The organism is Comamonas sp. NLF-1-9 (genome assembly GCF_019195435.1).
Classification (GTDB): Bacteria; Pseudomonadota; Gammaproteobacteria; order Burkholderiales; family Burkholderiaceae_C; genus Comamonas_C.
Genome location: NZ_CP078069.1, coordinates 1,600,629 through 1,618,126, shown reverse-complemented (window position 1 = coordinate 1,618,126; position 17,498 = coordinate 1,600,629). Strand labels below are relative to the sequence as shown.

The 17,498-nt window shown below is 63.8% G+C and carries 15 protein-coding genes and 1 riboswitch; of the genes, 8 read left to right on the top strand and 7 right to left on the bottom strand.

Going from position 1 to position 17,498, the window contains the following annotated elements:
* Positions 1 to 170: 170 nt before the first annotated feature.
* From KUD94_RS07850 to KUD94_RS07830, 5 genes are all read right to left on the bottom strand, one after another.
* On the bottom strand, positions 171 to 1,052 hold the full coding sequence (locus KUD94_RS07850) for a hypothetical protein (protein ID WP_218236414.1): 882 nt from the start codon (positions 1,050 to 1,052) through the stop codon (positions 171 to 173).
* An 83-nt stretch (positions 1,053 to 1,135) separates the two neighbouring features.
* On the bottom strand, positions 1,136 to 4,243 hold the full coding sequence (locus tag KUD94_RS07845) for a type III restriction-modification system endonuclease (RefSeq protein WP_218236413.1): 3,108 nt from the start codon (positions 4,241 to 4,243) through the stop codon (positions 1,136 to 1,138).
* 10 nt (positions 4,244 to 4,253) lie between these two features.
* Entirely contained in the window at positions 4,254 to 6,155 is a 1,902-nt protein-coding gene (locus KUD94_RS07840; RefSeq protein ID WP_255568656.1) for a site-specific DNA-methyltransferase, read from the bottom strand.
* 37 nt (positions 6,156 to 6,192) lie between these two features.
* A complete protein-coding gene (locus KUD94_RS07835) occupies positions 6,193 to 7,038 on the bottom strand; it encodes a DUF4391 domain-containing protein (RefSeq protein ID WP_255568655.1) in 846 nt (281 codons plus the stop codon).
* 94 nt (positions 7,039 to 7,132) lie between these two features.
* On the bottom strand, positions 7,133 to 7,345 hold the full coding sequence (locus tag KUD94_RS07830; RefSeq protein ID WP_218236410.1) for a helix-turn-helix domain-containing protein: 213 nt from the start codon (positions 7,343 to 7,345) through the stop codon (positions 7,133 to 7,135).
* Positions 7,346 to 7,693: 348 nt separating this feature from the next.
* Here KUD94_RS07830 and KUD94_RS07825 point away from each other — a divergent pair, with 348 nt between their 5' ends.
* The gene (locus KUD94_RS07825) at positions 7,694 to 9,100 is read left to right on the top strand and encodes an HD-GYP domain-containing protein (RefSeq protein WP_255568654.1); all 1,407 of its coding nucleotides are present in this window, start codon (positions 7,694 to 7,696) and stop codon (positions 9,098 to 9,100) included.
* Between the two features lie 263 nt (positions 9,101 to 9,363).
* Here KUD94_RS07825 and KUD94_RS07820 read toward each other — a convergent pair whose 3' ends face one another.
* Together KUD94_RS07820 and KUD94_RS07815 are read right to left on the bottom strand one after the other, a co-directional pair.
* Positions 9,364 to 9,705, bottom strand: a complete 342-nt coding sequence (locus KUD94_RS07820) for a cell division protein ZapA (RefSeq protein WP_218236409.1) — start codon at positions 9,703 to 9,705, stop codon at positions 9,364 to 9,366.
* Positions 9,702 to 9,923 (bottom strand): DUF904 domain-containing protein, encoded by a 222-nt coding sequence (locus tag KUD94_RS07815; RefSeq protein ID WP_218236407.1) that lies wholly within the window; start codon positions 9,921 to 9,923, stop codon positions 9,702 to 9,704. The genes KUD94_RS07820 and KUD94_RS07815 overlap by 4 nt, the downstream gene beginning before the upstream one ends.
* Positions 9,924 to 9,958: 35 nt before the next feature.
* Positions 9,959 to 10,206: riboswitch (cobalamin riboswitch) on the top strand.
* A 75-nt stretch (positions 10,207 to 10,281) separates the two neighbouring features.
* On the opposite strand from KUD94_RS07815, the gene KUD94_RS07810 reads away from it, so the two are divergent.
* From KUD94_RS07810 to cobO, 7 genes are all read left to right on the top strand, one after another.
* Complete coding sequence (locus tag KUD94_RS07810; protein ID WP_218236405.1) at positions 10,282 to 12,129, top strand: TonB-dependent receptor domain-containing protein; 1,848 nt, start codon at positions 10,282 to 10,284, stop codon at positions 12,127 to 12,129.
* Positions 12,130 to 12,139: 10 nt separating this feature from the next.
* Complete coding sequence (locus KUD94_RS07805) at positions 12,140 to 13,513, top strand: cobyrinate a,c-diamide synthase (RefSeq protein ID WP_218236403.1); 1,374 nt, start codon at positions 12,140 to 12,142, stop codon at positions 13,511 to 13,513.
* Positions 13,510 to 14,091, top strand: a complete 582-nt coding sequence (locus KUD94_RS07800) for a bifunctional adenosylcobinamide kinase/adenosylcobinamide-phosphate guanylyltransferase (protein ID WP_218236401.1) — start codon at positions 13,510 to 13,512, stop codon at positions 14,089 to 14,091. Before KUD94_RS07805 ends, KUD94_RS07800 begins: the two co-directional genes overlap by 4 nt.
* A gap of 74 nt (positions 14,092 to 14,165) precedes the next feature.
* Positions 14,166 to 14,990, top strand: coding sequence for an ABC transporter substrate-binding protein (locus tag KUD94_RS07795; protein WP_255568652.1), 825 nt, complete (start codon positions 14,166 to 14,168; stop codon positions 14,988 to 14,990).
* Between the two features lie 57 nt (positions 14,991 to 15,047).
* Positions 15,048 to 16,124 (top strand): FecCD family ABC transporter permease, encoded by a 1,077-nt coding sequence (locus KUD94_RS07790; protein ID WP_370625852.1) that lies wholly within the window; start codon positions 15,048 to 15,050, stop codon positions 16,122 to 16,124.
* Positions 16,121 to 16,906 (top strand): ABC transporter ATP-binding protein, encoded by a 786-nt coding sequence (locus KUD94_RS07785; RefSeq protein WP_218236398.1) that lies wholly within the window; start codon positions 16,121 to 16,123, stop codon positions 16,904 to 16,906. The genes KUD94_RS07790 and KUD94_RS07785 overlap by 4 nt, the downstream gene beginning before the upstream one ends.
* Positions 16,896 to 17,477 (top strand): cob(I)yrinic acid a,c-diamide adenosyltransferase, encoded by a 582-nt coding sequence (gene cobO / locus KUD94_RS07780; protein WP_218236396.1) that lies wholly within the window; start codon positions 16,896 to 16,898, stop codon positions 17,475 to 17,477. Before KUD94_RS07785 ends, cobO begins: the two co-directional genes overlap by 11 nt.
* Positions 17,478 to 17,498 lie beyond the last annotated feature (21 nt).

Sequence of the window (17,498 nt, the reverse complement as noted above, 5' to 3'; positions counted from 1 at the left end):
TGCTTGCAAGTTCGTTATCAACTATCCCATCACGGCGCGCGCCGTGAACAGTGGATAGCGATTTTCTTCTATGCAACCGTCCGGGATGCGGAAACTGCAGCGGGAGAAAAATACTGCTGGGGTGGCGACATGGCGAGAAAAAGTGCCTTGCAGGCGTCAGACTTTTGAAGTCAAGACAATATTCTCTTTAAAACCGCAACGGCATCCAGTGCTTTCGTGACAGAAATGGATTTGAAATCCTGGTTGTGATATCCATCATTGTTTTTTATTGTCCCAACCAAGGATTCGTCTTCAAACATATCGTGCGTGGCACCCCCAACGAGAGCCAGATCAAATTCATTTCGGATCTCGGCGAGGTCGGAGTCCAGATCAAGAGTGTGATTTAGTATTATATTTGTTGCTGTTTTGGCGTAGTCGATGTGCTTTCTGTCATCGCCGGTGTAGCAAATGTACTTTTTGTCTGCATATTTTTGGTGCAGATCGACTGCTACAAAAAGGTATAGATCCTTCTTGGTTTCGCCTGGCTTCACCTTGTTGCTGTACGGACCCAATACACTGAAGCCGCCATATATGGCATTCTCAAGAGAATGGAAATTAAAACTCGATCTAACCTCGATTGTTCTTGAAAAATCATGAAAATTATCCCCTTCTGGATATCTTTTCTTGATGCAGATATCGACCTGTTCAAAATTTCCGCTTGCATTCAAGCCGGGTCCTGCGCTTGAAATGATGAATTGCGTTTTTTGTTTGGCGCTAAAATCACGGAGTTGCGCGCGAACCCATCCTTCAACAAGTATACCCATCACTCCTTTTGCCAACCGCTGCTCTGCCGATCTTTCGACTCCAGCCGAGTCGGCTGCATTCATGTTTTGTGTCTTGTACTTGTCCAATGCCCAACGCAGAATCTTGTTCCCTCTCTCATCTGGAGAAATTTTCTCAACTAGACATGCGTGAGTGTTCAGGGTTCTGTCGAAATACGGTGCACCAGTGTCATCGTAAGGCTTGAACAGAAAGAATTTGCTGCGCAAAGCTTTCCCCTTGATTTTGAACAAGAAGACAATGCATGAACGCATGCATTGCCTTTTTGAGAATCATTCATATCGACTGCGCAATGGGACTGTAGTTGATGAAGAGATCATCTTTGCTTGATGATATCCAAAAGCTTGTCAAAGTTGTTTATGACGTCGTACTTGACATTGTCCGGAGCAAAGCGACGGTTCATGTCATCAAAAAACTTTCGGACGCATTTGAATTTTGTTTGCTCTATCTCGTGCAGATTCATGGACGACATGGATCCTTTGGTTTCCGCCACGAAGTAGATGTGTTTCGCCGCGCCTTCTCTGAATGAGATAGCCCAGTCCGGGTTGTAGTCTCCAACCGGCGTCGAGATAAGGAAACCGCGGGGCAGCTTGGCGTAAACGACGACTTCAGCGCTGGCCTCCAACGCCTCCGCAAAATCACGGTCCGGCTTCGCTCCGGAATCCGGGAGCACGAAATCGTAGAGGTGGCGCTTAAGTGTCTTGATCGCGCTGCTGAAGTCCTGCTTGGTCTGCCCGATGGTAAAGATGTCGAGGTCGAATTTATCCTCGACCGGATCGTAGGCCAGATGTTCGATCACTACGGCGGCCTTTTGCTCGTTGATCAGGCGAATTGCCTCGGCGATGAAGCTCTCCGGGTTCGTCTTGAACTGCGCGAATACGGCCGCGTTGAGCCCTTTCAGAACGTGTGTCACGGTACGCCGTGTTAGTTGGGTGCCTTCAGCTAGTTTGCCGATCAGGTCGTACTTGACGACGGAATGGATTGAAACGTGGTTGGTTTCCGTCTCAGAGTCCTTCAATTCGAAAGCTGTGTTGCCCTCGATCCCATCGTAGCTCACTGCGGCTGCTTGTTCACCGTGCTGTATGGTGTAGTGCATCGGGGTCACGCCAAGCCCGGCATCTTTGTCGTTGAGTGCCGTGATTGCTTTCTGCACCAGCTCGTCGGAGTCGAAGTCGACGCTGTAAGCCGCCTTGTGATTGATCCGATTCCAAAGTTCCCTGAACTCCTGCTTTTCGAAGTTGGCGTTGAGCGGGTTCTTCCTGGCCTTGCGGTCGTCACCAATTTGGGGCAATTGGCCCGCACTGAAAACGCTGTCGATCAATTTGCAGATCTGCTCGGCATGCGATGCCAACTCGGGTGGCAACTCGGCCAGTGCCCCGTATTTCCTGGCTTCATGGTATGCGCTGGTGATGCGACCAGCCTCGTCGGTGTAGTCGTGCTTGAGCAGGTACTTGTAGATTTGCTTGGCGAGCTGCGGGGTGACCTCGACATTGCCAAACTCCGTCTTCAGCACCTTGCCGGTAAAGTAAGCCACATCCGCTACACGTGGACGCGCCGACAGCGTCTCGCAGATGTCTTTCTGCAGCCCAGCGACAAAGTCCTTGTAGCTCTCGCTGGCTACTACGGTCAACACGTTCACATCGTGTACCGTGGCCGGGTGATCCATCCGGTCGCCGCTCTGGTTCACCGACAGGCGCAGCCCGCGCCCCACTTCCTGGCGGCGCGAAATGGTGTTGTCACTGTGCTTGAGGGCGCAGATGACGAACACGTTCGGGTTGTCCCAGCCTTCGCGCAGGGCCGAGTGCGAAAAGATGAAGCGCACCGGCTCGGCCAGGGACAGCAGTCGCTCCTTGTCCTTCAAAATCAGGTCATAGGCCTGCACGTCGTCCGACAGCCCCGCGTTTTCGCCACGCGCCGCAACAGTCGAATCCACCTGCCGCTTGCTCTTCTTGTCGATGGAGAAATAACCGCTGTGAGTCTTGTCGGCAGAAATGCCTTTTAGGTACTTGATGTATGGCGTCTCGACCAGATCCAGCACCTCGTTCAGATGCTGCGTGTACTCCTCCTCGAACATGCGGGCGTATTCGCCTTTCTCGTCAGGCTGCGCGTAGTCGCGGTACTTGACTACTTCGTCGATGAAGAACAGGGTCAGCACCTTCACGCCCTGATCAAACAGCGCCTGCTCCTTGCCGAAGTGCGCCTTGATGGCCTCACGGATCTGGATGCGGCGCAATGCGGCCTCGGTCACGTCGCCGGTCGCTTCCCCTACGGCGAGCTCAACGCCATTGGTGAAGCTCAGGGTGTCTGTGTTCGCGTCAATTTCGGCCACGACAAAGCCATTCCGATACTGATCCAGCCCGCCCGACAGGTCGAACAGGTTGACGCCCTTGCCCAGCTTGCGCACCACACGCTTGATGCCGCCGCCCGCCAGCTTCTGCTCGAACTCGATGCGCGCCTCGGGCGGCCTTTTGGTCGATATCTCGATGGACTGCAGGTACAGGTAACCCGCAGTGCCCGCCAGCCCCTTGACCGCGATGCCGCGCACGGCGATCTTTTTCACCAGCTTCTGGTTGTAAGCGTCCAGCGCATCCAGCCGGTGAACCTTGTTGTGCGTGGTCTTGTGCGTGGCCGAGTAGCGCAGCACCATCAGCGGCCTGAAGTTGACCAGCGAATCCAGCGTCTTGCCGCCCTCCATCTTCTGCGGCTCGTCCAGGATCAGGATGGGCCGGTTGGCGCTGATCACGTCGATGGGCCTGCGCGACTGGAAGTCGTCCAGCTCTTCATAGATGCGGCGGTTGTCCTTGCCCGTGGCATTGAAGGCCTGCACGTTGATGACCATGACGTTGATGCCCGCATCCGACGAAAAGCTCTCCAGGTGGTGCAACTGCCTGGAGTTGTAGATGAAAAAGCGCGCCTTCTTCTGGTAGGCCTCCAGAAAGTGCTCGGCGGTGATCTGAAGCGACTTGGCCACGCCCTCGCGGATGGCGATGCTGGGCACGACGATGATGAACTTGCTCCAGCCATACTGCTTGTTCAGCTCGAAGATCGTCTTGATGTAGCAGTAGGTCTTGCCTGTACCGGTTTCCATCTCGATGTCGAGATTGACCTTGGCCACTTTCGTCTTCACCAGCGCATCAGACACCGGCAGATTTTGGCTGCGCTGCATGGCGCGAATGTTGTCGAGCAGCGCTGATTCCGACAAAGTGAGATCGGCGTTGCGAAAAACGGCTTCCCCTTGCACTGCAGCTTCAGGCGAAGCGACCTCCAGCGCGAACGCGGCTTGCGCGCTCGATGCAGCTTTTTGACTCCCGGGGTCGAGCCGATAGCGGAGGCCGCCGTGATGCGGAATTTGTCCCTTGAAGCAGCCGACTACTGCCTGCACTGCCGCCGTCTGGTAGGCCTGTGTCTTGAACTTCAGCTTCATCGCGCGCCCCTCAGATGCACTTTATGTCGGAGGCAGGCGACAGAAGCCTGAAGATTTGCTCCACGTTGATTTTGGCGGCGTCGTCCCGAAAGCCCGCATCGCGGAACACCACGCGCAGCGGCTGGCGCCTGGCAAGTTCTCTCACAAAAGCTTCGTCGATGCCGCTGTGCGCGTCAAGGCAAGCAGCTAGTGCGTTGCCATCAACAAAGAACACTTCGTTGCCCTGAATCGTCTCCTTGGTAATCGGCATTGCGAGATCAACACCCCAGTCCAGCATTACCTGAAACAGCAGATCTGCCGGTTTGCGGTCCGTCTTGATGTTGTCGACAAACAGCTCAAGGTTTGACTGCTCAAAGACGTCTGGCGAGTAATAAACATCTGCCATGTTTGAAGTGTCAATCTTCAGGACGCGAAAGCCTGTATCGTTACGAACTCCTTCAGGTTGTCCTGATTTAATGGTGTTGCCGACGGAGCGAAGTCGTTCCTTGGTTATCTCAGGAATTGCCTTGTAGCCAGCTTTGAATGCTGCGGATTTTTCATCGCACAACTCGGGTAGCTGAATCAAAATAAAACGACGGCTGGAGTTCTGGGCATGATTCAACTCCATGACTGCTTGTCCGGTGCTTCCCGAACCTGCAAAGAAGTCAAGAATTATGTCATTGGGCCCGCTGCCGAATGACATCAAGTGCTTGATCAACCCGGTAGGCTTTGGATTGTTGAATATGTTGTCTTTCCCAATGGCTTCCCTTAATTGTTTTTTCCCTTCGGAGTTTCTTTCGATGTCAATTAGAAGCGATCGTGGTACTTTTGTCTTTTCCTCCGCCTGACCTTCTTCATCATCAACCGCGTTCAAGTATATCTTGTATTCAACCTGCCACTTGCCATTTCGGTCCTTTCTGATTTGAACCTTTTCCTCTTCCAGTGCTTTCAGGAACCTGGACTCTTCCCATTTCCATGTATCTCTGAGCGTGGTTCCATCGGGAGTAGTGATGTCGTAGGTGAGAGTTGGACGAGGGTCATCAGGGCGCATTCGACAAAATGATTTTGTCTTGTATGGACCGAGTGCGTCAAAATGCCGGTCTTTTGACTTGTAGTCTTGTTTGTCCTCATCTGTTAACGGCATGCGCAGGCGGCCTAACGAATCCTTGTTCTTTGCATAAGCGAGTATGTATTCGTGGTCGGTTGCGAAATGTCTCGAATCATTTCCGCCGCCTGCATGTCTTTTCCATACGAGTTGTTGTAAAAAATTGTCTTCCCCGAATATCTCGTCAAGTACTTTCCTGAGGTTGGCAACTTCATTGTCGTCAATGGATGCGAATATGATTCCGTCGTCCGTCAAAAGCAATCGTGCCAATTTCAGCCTTGGGTAGATCATCGAAAGCCAGTCTGAATGAAACCTCCCGTTTGCATCGGTATTCGCGGTAAGAATTACACCTTGATTGCTTTTTTGCTTGGTTCGAATCAAGTAGTCTTGTGAGTTTTCGGCGAAGTCGTCTTCGTATAGAAAATCATGACCCGTATTATATGGCGGGTCAATGTAGATCATTTTCACGCGACCCAGATAGGATTCCTGCAGCAGTTTGAGGGCCTCAAGATTGTCGCCTTCAATGAAGATGTTTCTTGTATGTTCGAAATTTACGCTCTCTTCTTCAAGGGGGCGCAGAGTTCTGGATATTGGAGAATTCGCGGCAAGCAGGGCTTCCCGCTTTCCGGGCCAATTGAGAAAATAGCGCTCTTGCGGGCCTTCGACAATTGAATCTGACAATTCTTGCTTTAATTGATCGAAATTCACTGCCTGCGTCATGCTTCCGTCGCGACCCATGGCTTCCGTCACGCAGTTCGGAAACAGCTCGGCGATACGAGCAATGTTGACTTGGGTGAGTTTGCGCGAGTGCATCTTCAATTTTTCCATTTTATTTCTTCGGTTCGCCGTGTTTCTGCTGTCGGGGTCAGCGACTCAATTGTTCACATTCGGTTTTTGGTCGCCGTTGCGTCGCGCTGCTTTCGGCCTGCCGGTCGACTTGTTTTCCTTGACCAGCTTCGTCTTGTTTTTTGTCTTCGCTGCGCGTACTCGCCGTCAGTTCGACGCGCGCGATCCAACCGGACAAGGCCTCCTGAGGGCGCGCAGGCAACGGAATCAAGCCTTGCAGCGAGGCGTAGTAAAGCTGAGCGATGTGGAAGGCCCACGGCTTGGTCGTGCGAGCAGTGGCCGCAAGCATCCAGTCAGTGGCGAAGTAGCTGAACAGCACCCAGCGATTTGCATTGGTTTGGCTCGGGCGCTTGTACGCCGCCGCCTGCGTTTTCGCTTGATCGCCTTGGCCGTGGTTCCGTTCAAACAGGACAGGGAACTGCACCGCGCCATCAATATGGCGGAGCACGTTTTCGTGCAGTCCGGTGGGCCTGAGCCGGAGGCCGAAGACCTGGACTTCAGGCACGCCGGGTCGCGCAGGCAGCTTGATCGTCTTGGGGGCGAGCATGTACTGCCAGACGATTTGCTCGACCTGTTCGACGAACCATTCCTTCAGCCGGGAGTTGGCCCCGCTGTGCTCACGGATTTTTTTCTTGGGTAGAGCGCGCCCGAAAGCAGCTTGCCAAGGGTAGGCGATCGGCGCTGATTTTTGTATGGTCGCTCCTTGGCTCATCCGGCCTCCTGAACCGCAAGTGAGCTGGTGAATTCGAAGTCGTCCAGCCCGCAGATGGTGCTTGTCCGTGCCGTGATCGTGCCACCGGTGAACAGGCTGTCCATATCCTTTTGCTTTCTTTACCTCGATCATCGAACGGATGGTCTTGCTCAACGGATCGGAGCAGGGCTGCACCCCGCGGCCAGGCGTACGCTTGGCTGGAGGGTCGTCTTGAGATCGCCGCCACGCAGCCGGCTGATGTTGTCGCTCAGTTCCATCGGTCGCTTGCCCTCGAATCCTTGTTGGTCAGATTGGCGGCAATCCACTCGTGCAGGTCGCTGCGGCGAAAGCGCCACGTGCCGCCCAGCTTGAAAGCGGGAAGTTTGCCTTCGGCCGCGAGGCGGTAGACGGTGCGCTTGCCAGCCTTCAAATAGGCGGCCACCTCGTCCAGGGTCAGGATTTCACCTTCCGGGTTTGCCATCGTCTCGCCTTTGCCGATGATGAATATGGATTGCCAAGAATTGCCAATTTTCCCATACGGCGGTGAACCAGGGCCAGAGGCTGGATGAGGAAAAGAGCGGCCAAATCGTCGAATCCACGCCCTCGAGGCCAAAGCGCTCCCATCTGGCCTGGTTTGCGCACGTGGGTTCGCTTGCGTGTTGTGCCGCCAACCAGCAAAACAAGGGCCGCCAAGGACACCCGTCCGGCGGCCCTTTCCATTGCCGCTAACGCGTCGCTGCGGGCTGCGGCGCGGCGGTCGGCCGGGCTGTGGCGTGCAGCGCGAATATTGGCCTGGCGAGGGCGCGCGCGCCTGTAAACTGCCGCCACCGTGCCCGAGTCCGTTCTGATCAACATCGAGATGCTCCGCGTGGGCATGTATGTCCAGCTGGATGTCGGCTGGATGAACCACCCGTTCGCGACCAGCAGCTTTCGCCTGTCCTCGCCGGCGCAGATCGAGGTGCTGCGCGAGCTGGGCTTGAAGCAGGTGCGCTGCGTGCCGTCCCGCAGCGACCCGCAGGCGCTGGAGGCGCTGCAGGCGCCCGAGGCGGGGGCGCAGCAGCCGCTGCAGGCACCGGTGCCGGCAGAACCGCCGCAGGCACCCGAGCCGGCAGCAGAGCCAGGGCAATCACAGGGCGACCCGCCGCTCGAGCACGCTGCAGCCACTGACGGTCCGCCTTCGCTCGGCGCACCCGCTTGGCAGATTGGCGGTCCGGCGCAGGCCCCGGAGCCCGCCGAGGAGCAAGCCGAGGAGTCGCCCCAAGCGCATGCGCGCGCCCGCTTTCAGGCCGCGGCCGAGCTGTATGCGCAGGTGCTCGCGAACGTGCGGGCTGAACCGGTGGCTTCGGGCGAGCGCGTGCAGGCGCTGGTGCGCGGCGAGGTGGCCGAATTGATGGCGGCCGAGAACTACGCGGTGCACCTGCTGGCGCAGATGGGCGGGCGCCGCCAGGTCAAGCACAGCGTGAACGTGATGGTGCTGTCCATGCTGCTGGGCCGCTCGCTCGGGCTGGGTGCGGCGCAGCTGTGCCACTTGGCGACGGCGGGCCTGCTGCACGACGTCGGCAAGCTGGAGTTGCCCGCGCACATCGCCGAGCCGGCGCAGGCGCTCAGCGGTGCAGAGCGCCAGCTCTATGAAGAGCACGTGCAGCGCTCGGTCGACCTGGCGCAGCGCATGGGGCTGCAGCCCTGCGTGGTGCGTGCCATCAGCGAGCACCACGAGATGGTCGACGGCAGCGGCTTTCCGGCGCGGCTGCAGGGCGCGCAGATCAGCCTGCATGGGCAGATCCTGGCGCTGGTGAACCGCTACGACCGGCTGTGCAATCCGCTGCATGGCGAGCGTGCGCATACCCCGCACGAGGCGCTGGCGCGGCTGTTTGCGCAGGAGCGCAAGCGCTTTGACGCGACCTCGGTGCTCGCGGCCTTCATCCGGCTGCTGGGCGTCTATCCGCCGGGCTCCATCGTGCAGCTCGACGACGGGCGTTTTGCGCGCGTGGTGTCAAGCAATTCGCTCTCGCCCCTGCGCCCCAGCGTGCTGGCGTTTGCCTCGGGCGTGACGCAGCAGGAGGCGCGTGTGACCGACCTGGGTCAGAGCGAGCATGGGGGCATCCGGCGCAGCGTGAAGTTTGATGCGCTGTCGGACGAGGCGCTGGAATTCTTCATGCCCGGCCAGCAGATGTGCTACTTTTTTGCGCGCATGCCGCGCCCGGCAAAGAAGGCGCATGCCGGCAGGGCGGGGTGACAGCTTGGGGTGCAGGCAGCGAGGGTGTCTGCGGCGCGCCGCCGGACCGTCATCCTGAACCGGAGTTCAGGTGGGCCAGGGCAACCAGGCGTTGGGTTCATCTGACGCGAGATGATCACGCCCGCCGGGTGATGTACCTAGTCCGTGCTCTAAGAGCATTGGTTCAAGGCAATTAAAGCCCGACGGCACCGCAGACAAGTTCATTGTAGGGCTGCAGCAGGCGATGTCCAGCGCCTTTGCGCCGCCAGCTGTGACAGCTTGTTCTATATCAACTGCCCGTCGCTGCCCAGCGCATCGTCCAGGCGTTGCACCAGAGACAGCAGCAGTTGTTCGGCGTCGGCCGGCTGGGCTTCGCCCTGGGGCGCGGCGGTGCGCGGGGCGGCTTCGGCCAGTCGCTCCTGCTGGTCGGCCAGCTCGAAGGCGAGGTTGAGCGCGGCCAGCACCGCGATGCGCTCGCGTGCGCGCACCTTGCCGGCGTCACGGATGCGCGTCATGGCGGTGTCCACGCGCTCGACAGCGTCGAGCAGGCGCGGCTCCTGACCCTCGGGGCAGGCCAGCAGATAGGTCTGCTGCATGATCTGCACTTCCAGCTGCTTGCTGCTCATGGCGTGTCCTCGGGGTCGCTGGCGGTGGGCAGACGGTCGATGAGCGCGTCGATGCGCGCCCGCGCGGCCTGCAGGCGCGAGCGCAGCGAGTCGCGCTCCTGCGTGAGTTCACTCAACTGCGCGCTCAGCAGCGCGTTGGCGCGCTGGATCTCGGCGTGGCGCAGCAGCAGCCGCTCCACGCGCTCGGCAAACTGCTCCAGAGTGGGCGCTTGGGTCATGGGATCGCGATTGTAGAGAGCCTGCCACGGCGCCGGTAGAATCGCGCGCTGTTGGTGCTCGCGGCCGTGGTTCACACGCCGCAGTTCAACGGGAAGCAGGGAGGCGCCCTTCGCCATGAAGCGGCTGCCGTGCCTGCGCTGCCCCCGCAACGGTCAGCGGACGAATCGGTTTCGATTCACCTTTGCAGCAACACAGCCACTGGGCGCCTTGAACAAGCGCCTGGGAAGGCGCTGCAGCGGCGCTCCGCCAGCCCGGATACCGGCCAACGAGGTGGCTGCGCCGCGCCTGGCGACGCAGCCGTGTTGCCCACTGCCGGCGGGGAAGCTGGTACGGGCGCTTTGTGGATGCGTGTTTCCCATGATGAATCGTTTGAACCCTGCGCGCGCAGGCCTGTTGCTGTCCGTGCTGGCCTGCGCCGCTGCCCCGACCCTGGCGCAGGACGCCGGTGCCGAGCCCTTGCTGCTGGCCCAGGCGCCCGAGCTGTCGCAGATGGTGGTCACTGCCACGCGCACCGCCCAGCCGCTGTCGGACGTGCTGGCCGACGTCACCCTGATCGATCGCGCGCAGATCGAGCAAAGCGGCGCGGTGACCATCACCGACCTGCTCGCGCGCCAGCCCGGCATGGAGCTGTCGCGCAACGGCGGGCCGGGCACGGCCACCAGCATGTTTCTGCGCGGCGCGGAGACGCGCTTTACCGCGGTCTACATCGACGGCGTGCGCGTGGATTCGCAATCCACCGGCGGCGCGCCCTGGGAGGCGATCGCGCTCGGCCAGGTCGAGCGCATCGAGATCGTGCGCGGCCCGGCCGCGGCCGTGTACGGCTCGGACGCGGTAGCGGGCGTGATCCAGATCTTCACGCGCCAGGGCGAAGGCCCGTTCACGCCTTACGTGGGCGTGGGTGCGGGCAGCCATCGCACAGGCCGACTGGAGGCGGGCTTTTCGGGCGGGCAGGGCGCGGTCGATTATTCGCTCGGCGTGCAGCGCGACGTGAGCCGCGGCTACGACGCGCGCCCCGGCTCCACGCCCGACCGCGACGGCTACCGCCAAAGCGCGGCCAGCGCCCGCCTGGGCATGCAGCTCAATGCCGCGCACCGGGTGGACCTGAGCGGCACCTGGACCGACATGGACGCGCAGTACGACGCCTCCACCACGCCATCCGGGCTCGACGACCATGGGCTCAATCGCCTGGCCACCCTGGGCGTGAGCTGGTCCGCCCAATGGAGCGAGCGCTACCGCACGCGCCTGGCGGTGAGCGAATCGGCGCAGCGCTACGAGACCCTGCCCTCGCCCTATCTGTCCAAGACGCGGCTGCGCAACTACCTGCTGCAAAACGAATGGAAGGAGGGCGCGCACACCCTGAGCGCGGCGCTGGAGCGGCGTGAAGACCATCTGGTGAACGACCCGATAGAGCGCGGGCGCCACCAGGACGCGTTGGCGCTGGGCTGGGGCTATGTGGCCGGGGCGCACACGCTGCAGGCCAATCTGCGCCACGACCGCGACAGCGAGTTCGGCGGCCAGACCACCGGGGGCCTGGCCTACGGCTATGCATTTGCGCCGGGCTGGCGGGCGACGGCAGCGGCCGGCACCGCGTTTCGCGTGCCCACGCTCTACCAGCGCTTCTCGCAGTACGGCCAGCCTGCGCTGCAGCCCGAGAAGGGCCGCAATCTGGAGCTGGGCCTGCACTGGGCGCGGGGCAGCTCGCGCGTGGATGCCACCCTCTACCGCAACCGCGTCAGCAACCTGATCAACTTCGGCGCGCCCGGCCCTTGCGCGGGCAGCTTTGGCTGCTATGAAAACGCGGGCAACGCGCGCATGCAAGGCCTCACCCTGTCCGCCGCACACCGCCTGGGCGGGGTGAACCTGGGCGCATCGCTCGATCTGCAGCAGCCGAAGAACGTGGACAGCGGCAAGCTGCTGGCGCGCCGTGCCCAGCGCCTGCTCAAGCTCAGCGCCAACACCCGCGTGGCGCAGTGGACTCTGGGCGGCGAATGGCAACTGGTGAGCCACCGCTGGGACAACGCCGCCAACACCAAGCGCCTGGGCGGCTATGGGCTGGTGAATCTGTACGCCAGCACGACCATCGCGCGCCAGTGGGATTTGCTTGCGCGCATCGACAACCTCGGCGACAAGGCCTATCAGTTGACCGGCGGCTACGCCACGCCGCCGCGCAGCTTCTTCGTCGGCCTGCGCTGGACGGGGCGTTGAAGGCCGGGTGATGGCGACTTGCGCCGCGCTCATGGTGGCCTCCCCGGCCTCGGGCCAGGGCAAGACCACGGTGGTGGCGGCGCTCGCGCGCCTGCTCACGCGCCGCGGGATCGCGGTGCGGGTGTTCAAGAGCGGGCCGGATTTTCTCGATCCGTTCTGGCATGAGCTGGCCAGCGGCCAGCCGGTGGACAACCTGGACGCTTGGATGGGAGGAGAGGCCGACGTCAGCCTGCGCCTGCACGCGGCAGCGCGGCAGGCGCAGGTGCTGCTGGTCGAAGGCGTGATGGGTCTGCACGACGGCACGCCGAGCAATGCCGATCTGGCGCGCCGCTGCGGCCTGCCGGTGCTGGCCGTGGTGCAGGCGGGGGCCATGGCCCAGACCCTGGGCGCCGTCGCCCATGGTCTGCGCCGCTACCGCGAGGCCGAAGCCGGCCCGCTGCCCTGGGCCGGCGTGCTGGCCAACGGCGTCGCCGGCGGAGGCCATGCCCGGCTGCTGCGCGAGGCGCTGTCGCCCGGCGACACCTGGCTGGGCGCCTTGCCGCATGACGAGGCGATGCGCCTGCCCGAGCGCCATCTGGGCCTGGTCGCGGCGCAGGAGCTGGGGCGCGCGCAGGCGCTGGCGCGGCTCGATGCGGCGGCCGACGCACTGGCCGCAACGCCGCTGGGGCAGCTCAGCATCGACGATTGGCGCGCGCGCTGGGCGCGGGACTTTGCTGCGCCGGCGCCCGTGCCGCCCGCGCCCGCGCCGCTGCTGGCCGGGCGCACCGTGGCGGTGGCGCGCGACGCGGCCTTTGCCTTCATCTACCCGGCCAATTTGCATGCGCTGCAGGCGCTGGGCGCGCGCCTGGTGTTCTTCTCGCCGCTGGCGGGCGAGTCATTGCCCGCCTGCGACGCACTGTGGCTGCCCGGCGGCTACCCCGAGCTGCACGCCCCGGCGCTGGCCGCGCGCACCGACCTTGCCATGCAGTTGCACCGCCATGCCCAGGCCGGCAAGCCCGTCTGGGCCGAAGGCGGGGGACTGCTCGCCCTGTGCGAGTCGCTGCGCACCCGCGGCGGCGAGACCTGGCCGATGTGGGGCCTGCTGCCCGCCCAGGGGCAGATGCAGGCGCGCCTGGCCGGCCTTGGCATGCAGACCTGGGAGGGCGCGCACGCGGGCGCCGGCCTGCGCGGCCATGCGTTTCACTTTGCTCAGGTGCAGACCGCCATCGCGCCGCTGGCACACACCCGAGCGGCCCCCGGCAGTGCGCGCGCGCAGGGCGAGGCCATCCATGCGGCGCCCGATCAGCCGGCGGTGCGCGCAAGTTTTTTTCACCCCTGGTTTGCTTCGGACCCGCTGGCCACGGCCGGCTTGTTCGGCGCGGCGGGGCAGGGTGCGGCGCAATGAACATCGCGCGCAGCGAACTCATCCTGGGTGGCCAGAAGAGCGGCAAGTCGCGCCGCGCCGAGGCTCTGGCCGCCCAATGGCTGCAGCAGGGCGCCGACCATCAGGCGCTGTTGCTGGCCACTGCCAGCGCGCACGACGAGGAGATGCGCGCGCGCATTGCGCGCCATCAGGCCGACCGCCGGGCGCGCGTGCCGCAGTTGATGACGGTGCACGCACCGCGCAACCTGGCGCGCGCCCTGCAGCGCTATGGCGATGCGCGCACCCTGGTGGTGGTCGACTGCCTTACCGTGTGGCTCACCAACTGGCTCATGCCGCTGACGGGAAAAGAAGAACAAAAACCGGCGCAAACGCAGGACTGGAGCGCGCAAAAAGCTCTGTTTTTTGAAGTTTTGGAGCACTCCCCCGGGCCGATCGTCCTGGTGGGCAACGAGATCGGTCTGGGGGTGATTCCAATGGGGCGCGAGGTGCGCGAGTTCGTCGACGCGCTGGGCCTGCTGAACCAGCGCGCGGCCGCCGCCTGCGCGCGCGTGACGCTGATGGCGGCCGGCCTGCCGCTCACGCTGAAAGGACAGCCATGAACCGGCGCGGTGTTCTCTTCTCCCTCCTCCGCTGGGGGAGGGCCGGGGTGGGGGCCTGCCTGGCCTTGCTGCTGATGAGCGGCGCCCACGCCCGGGAGATCACCGACGACACCGGCCAGCGCCAGCACTTCGACGCGCCGCCCGCGCGCATCGTCAGCCTGCTGCCCTCGCTCACCGAAACCGTCTGCGCTCTGGGCGCCTGCGAGCGGCTGGTGGGCGTGGACCGCTATTCCAATTGGCCCGAATCGGTGCAGCGTCTGCCCTCGGTGGGTGGCGGGCTCGATCCGAGCATCGAAGCCGTGGTCGCGCTCAAACCCGACGTGGTGTTGATCGGCACCTCGTCGCGCGCCAGCGTGCGCCTGCGCGCGCTCGGCCTGAAGGTGCTGGCGCTCGAACCCAAGACCCGCTCGGCCATGCGCCACAGCACCGAGCTGCTGGGCGAGCTGCTGCAGGTGGACGGCGCCAAGGCGTTGCTCGCAAGCATCGACGCGGGCGTACAGGCCGCGGCCGCCAGCGTGCCGCCCGATGCGCGCGGCCAGCGCGTGTACTACGAGATCACGCCGGCGCCGCACGCGGCCGGGCGCGGCACCTTCATCGATGAGCTGATCGAGGCGCTGGGCCTGGTGAACGTCATCGACCCGGCGCTGGGCCCCTACCCCAAGATCAATCCCGAGCTGGTGGTGCGCCTGGACCCCGACCTCATCATGGTCAGCCAGCAGAGCGCGGCAGATCTCGCGCGCCGCCCCGGCTGGGCGCGGCTGCGCGCGCTGCGCCGTGGCAAGGTGTGCGAGTTCAGCGCCGACGAGCGCAACATTCTGGTGCGCCCCGGCCCGCGCATGCCCGAGGCGGCGCGCCTGATGGCCGATTGCGCGGCGCGCACGGGCGCTTCTGAAAAGTGAGCTGTCAGCGCACGATGGACAAGCGTTGCAGCACGATTTGATGCCAATGATTCGACCATGACCAGCCTGGCCAGCCACACCATGGACCCGCCGCGCGACGCGGGCTTGCGCCTGCCCTGGCTGGTGCTGGCGCTGGCGCTCGCTTCGCTGCTCGCGCTGGCCTGGGGCGCGAGCGTGGGCAGCACCGGTTTTGACAGCCTGCTGCGCGTGCGCGAGGACCCGGCGGCCTGGCAGATCGTCTGGGACATCCGCCTGCCGCGCACTCTGGGCGCCTGGCTGGCAGGGGCCCTGCTGGCGCTGGCCGGGGCGGTGGCGCAAGGCCTGTTTCGCAATCCGCTGGCCGACCCCTTTCTGCTGGGCAGCGCCTCGGGCGCGGCGCTCGGCGTGGCGCTGGCCTATGCCGCGCTGGGCGTGGGCGGCATGGTGGCGGGCGGCGGCAGCGTGGCGCTGTTGCAGGCGGCCACGCCGTGGCTTGCGCGCCTGGGTTTTACCGGCGCGGCGTTTCTGGGGGCGCTGGCCGGCGTGCTGCTGGCGCTGGTGCTGGCGCGCGGCGTGCAGCAGACGCTGCGCCTGCTGCTGGCCGGGGTGGTGGTGGGCTTTGTGCTGGGCGCGGTGCGCGACCTGGTGCAACTGGCCCAGCCCGACGTGCTGCAGGCCATGCAGGGCTTCACCCTGGGCGTGACGGGTTTTGTCGGCTGGGGCGGCTGCGCGCTGATGGCTGCGGTGCTGGCGCCGCTGTTGCTGCTGGCCTGGGCGCTGGCGCGGGTGCTCGATGCGCTGAGCCTGGGCGAAGCCACTGCGCTCAGCCTGGGTCTGCCGCTGGCGCCGCTGCGCGCGCTGCTCGTGGGCGTGCTGGCACTGGCCACGGGCGCGGCGGTGGCGCAGACCGGGCTGATCGGCTTTGTCGGGCTGGTGGCGCCGCACCTGGCGCGCTCCATGGTGCGTTGCACGCATGCGGCCCTGCTGCTGCTGTCCACGCTGGTCGGCGGGCTGCTGCTGATGCTGGCGGACGTGGCTTCGCGCCTGCTGGTGGCGCCGCAGGAACTGCCGGTGGGCGTGCTCACCGCCGTGCTGGGCGGCGCCTACCTGCTGTGGCTGATGAACCGGCGCGCCGGCGTGCGGGGCGTGCAATGAGGCCGGTGGCGGCGCTGCAGGCGCAGCTGCAACAGGTGCTGCTGGGCGGGCGCCCCATCCTGCAAGACCTGCGCCTGTCGCTGGCGGCGGGGCGCTGGACCGCCATCGTCGGCCCCAATGGCGCGGGCAAATCCACGCTCTTGCGCGTGCTCGCCGGCCTGCAGCCATGCACCGGCCAGGTGCAGTTGCTCGGCCGCCCGCTGGCCGACTGGCCGGCGCGCGAGCGTGCGCGGCGCCTGGCCTGGCTGGGCCAGCAGGAAGGCGGCGGCGAAGACTTGCTGGCCTGGGATGTGGCAATGCTCGGGCGCCTGCCGCACCGCGCCTGGCTGGCCGCGCCTACGGCGCAGGACTGCGCGGCGGTGCAGGCGGCGCTGCGCGCAAGCCAGGCCTGGGCCTTGCGCGGGCGGCGTCTGGGCGAGCTCTCGGGCGGCGAGCGCCAGCGCGTGCTGCTCGCGCGGCTGCTGGCGGTGCAGGCGCAGGTGGCGCTGATGGATGAGCCGCTGGCGCATCTGGATCCGCCGCACCAGGCCGACTGGCTGGCCAGCGTGCGCGCGCTGGTCGCCGGTGGCGCCACCGTGGTGAGCGTGCTGCACGAGCTGAACATGGCGCTGCAGGCCGACGACATCGCGATCATCCACGCCGGACGCCTGGCGCACTTTGGCGCTGCGGCCAGTAGCGCCACCCACCGCGCGCTGCAGGCCGCGTTCGCTCACCGCATCGCCATCCACCCCGTGCAAGGGCAATGGATTGCACTACCTCAGGAGGCTGCCCATGCAGATTGAAACCCCACCGACCGAAAAACGCTACGAACGCCCCGAGGGCGAGCGCCGCGGCCTCATCCTCGTGCATACCGGCGACGGCAAGGGCAAGAGCACCGCCGCCTTCGGCCTGGCGCTGCGCGCCTTCGGGCGCCAGCATGTGCATGGCAAGCAGGTGGAGATCTTCCAGTTCATGAAGGTGCCCACCGCGCGCTTTGGCGAGCACCGCATGTTCGAGCACATCGGCCTGCCGATCCACGGGCTGGGCGACGGCTTTTCCTGGAAGAGCCGCGACCTGGAGCATTCCGCCCAGCTTGCGCGCGATGGCTGGGAGCGTGCGCGCGCCGCCATCATGGATGGCCAGCACTTCCTCGTCGTGCTCGATGAAATCACCTACCCGCTGATCTACGGCTGGCTGCCGCTCGACCCGGTGCTGCAGACCTTGCGCGAGCGCCCGAGGGACGTGCACGTATGCCTGACCGGGCGGCGCTGCCCCGAGGAAATCATCGCGCTGGCCGACACGGTGACCGAGATGACGCTGGTCAAGCACGCCTTCAAGGCGGGCGTGCCGGCGCAGCGCGGCATCGAAGACTGAAGCGCGGCGACCGCGCTAGGA

Coding starts and splice junctions, on each gene's coding strand:
- KUD94_RS07815 (WP_218236407.1), bottom strand. CDS start 9,923: ATGACCCAAGCGCCCACTCTGGAGCAGTTTGCCGAGCGCGTGGAGCGG.
- KUD94_RS07820 (WP_218236409.1), bottom strand. CDS start 9,705: ATGAGCAGCAAGCAGCTGGAAGTGCAGATCATGCAGCAGACCTATCTG.
- KUD94_RS07790 (WP_370625852.1), top strand. CDS start 15,048: ATGACCAGCCTGGCCAGCCACACCATGGACCCGCCGCGCGACGCGGGC.
- KUD94_RS07845 (WP_218236413.1), bottom strand. CDS start 4,243: ATGAAGCTGAAGTTCAAGACACAGGCCTACCAGACGGCGGCAGTGCAG.
- KUD94_RS07840 (WP_255568656.1), bottom strand. CDS start 6,155: ATGGAAAAATTGAAGATGCACTCGCGCAAACTCACCCAAGTCAACATT.
- KUD94_RS07805 (WP_218236403.1), top strand. CDS start 12,140: ATGGCGACTTGCGCCGCGCTCATGGTGGCCTCCCCGGCCTCGGGCCAG.
- KUD94_RS07800 (WP_218236401.1), top strand. CDS start 13,510: ATGAACATCGCGCGCAGCGAACTCATCCTGGGTGGCCAGAAGAGCGGC.
- KUD94_RS07795 (WP_255568652.1), top strand. CDS start 14,166: ATGAGCGGCGCCCACGCCCGGGAGATCACCGACGACACCGGCCAGCGC.
- KUD94_RS07785 (WP_218236398.1), top strand. CDS start 16,121: ATGAGGCCGGTGGCGGCGCTGCAGGCGCAGCTGCAACAGGTGCTGCTG.
- cobO (WP_218236396.1), top strand. CDS start 16,896: ATGCAGATTGAAACCCCACCGACCGAAAAACGCTACGAACGCCCCGAG.
- KUD94_RS07810 (WP_218236405.1), top strand. CDS start 10,282: ATGATGAATCGTTTGAACCCTGCGCGCGCAGGCCTGTTGCTGTCCGTG.
- KUD94_RS07830 (WP_218236410.1), bottom strand. CDS start 7,345: ATGGCAAACCCGGAAGGTGAAATCCTGACCCTGGACGAGGTGGCCGCC.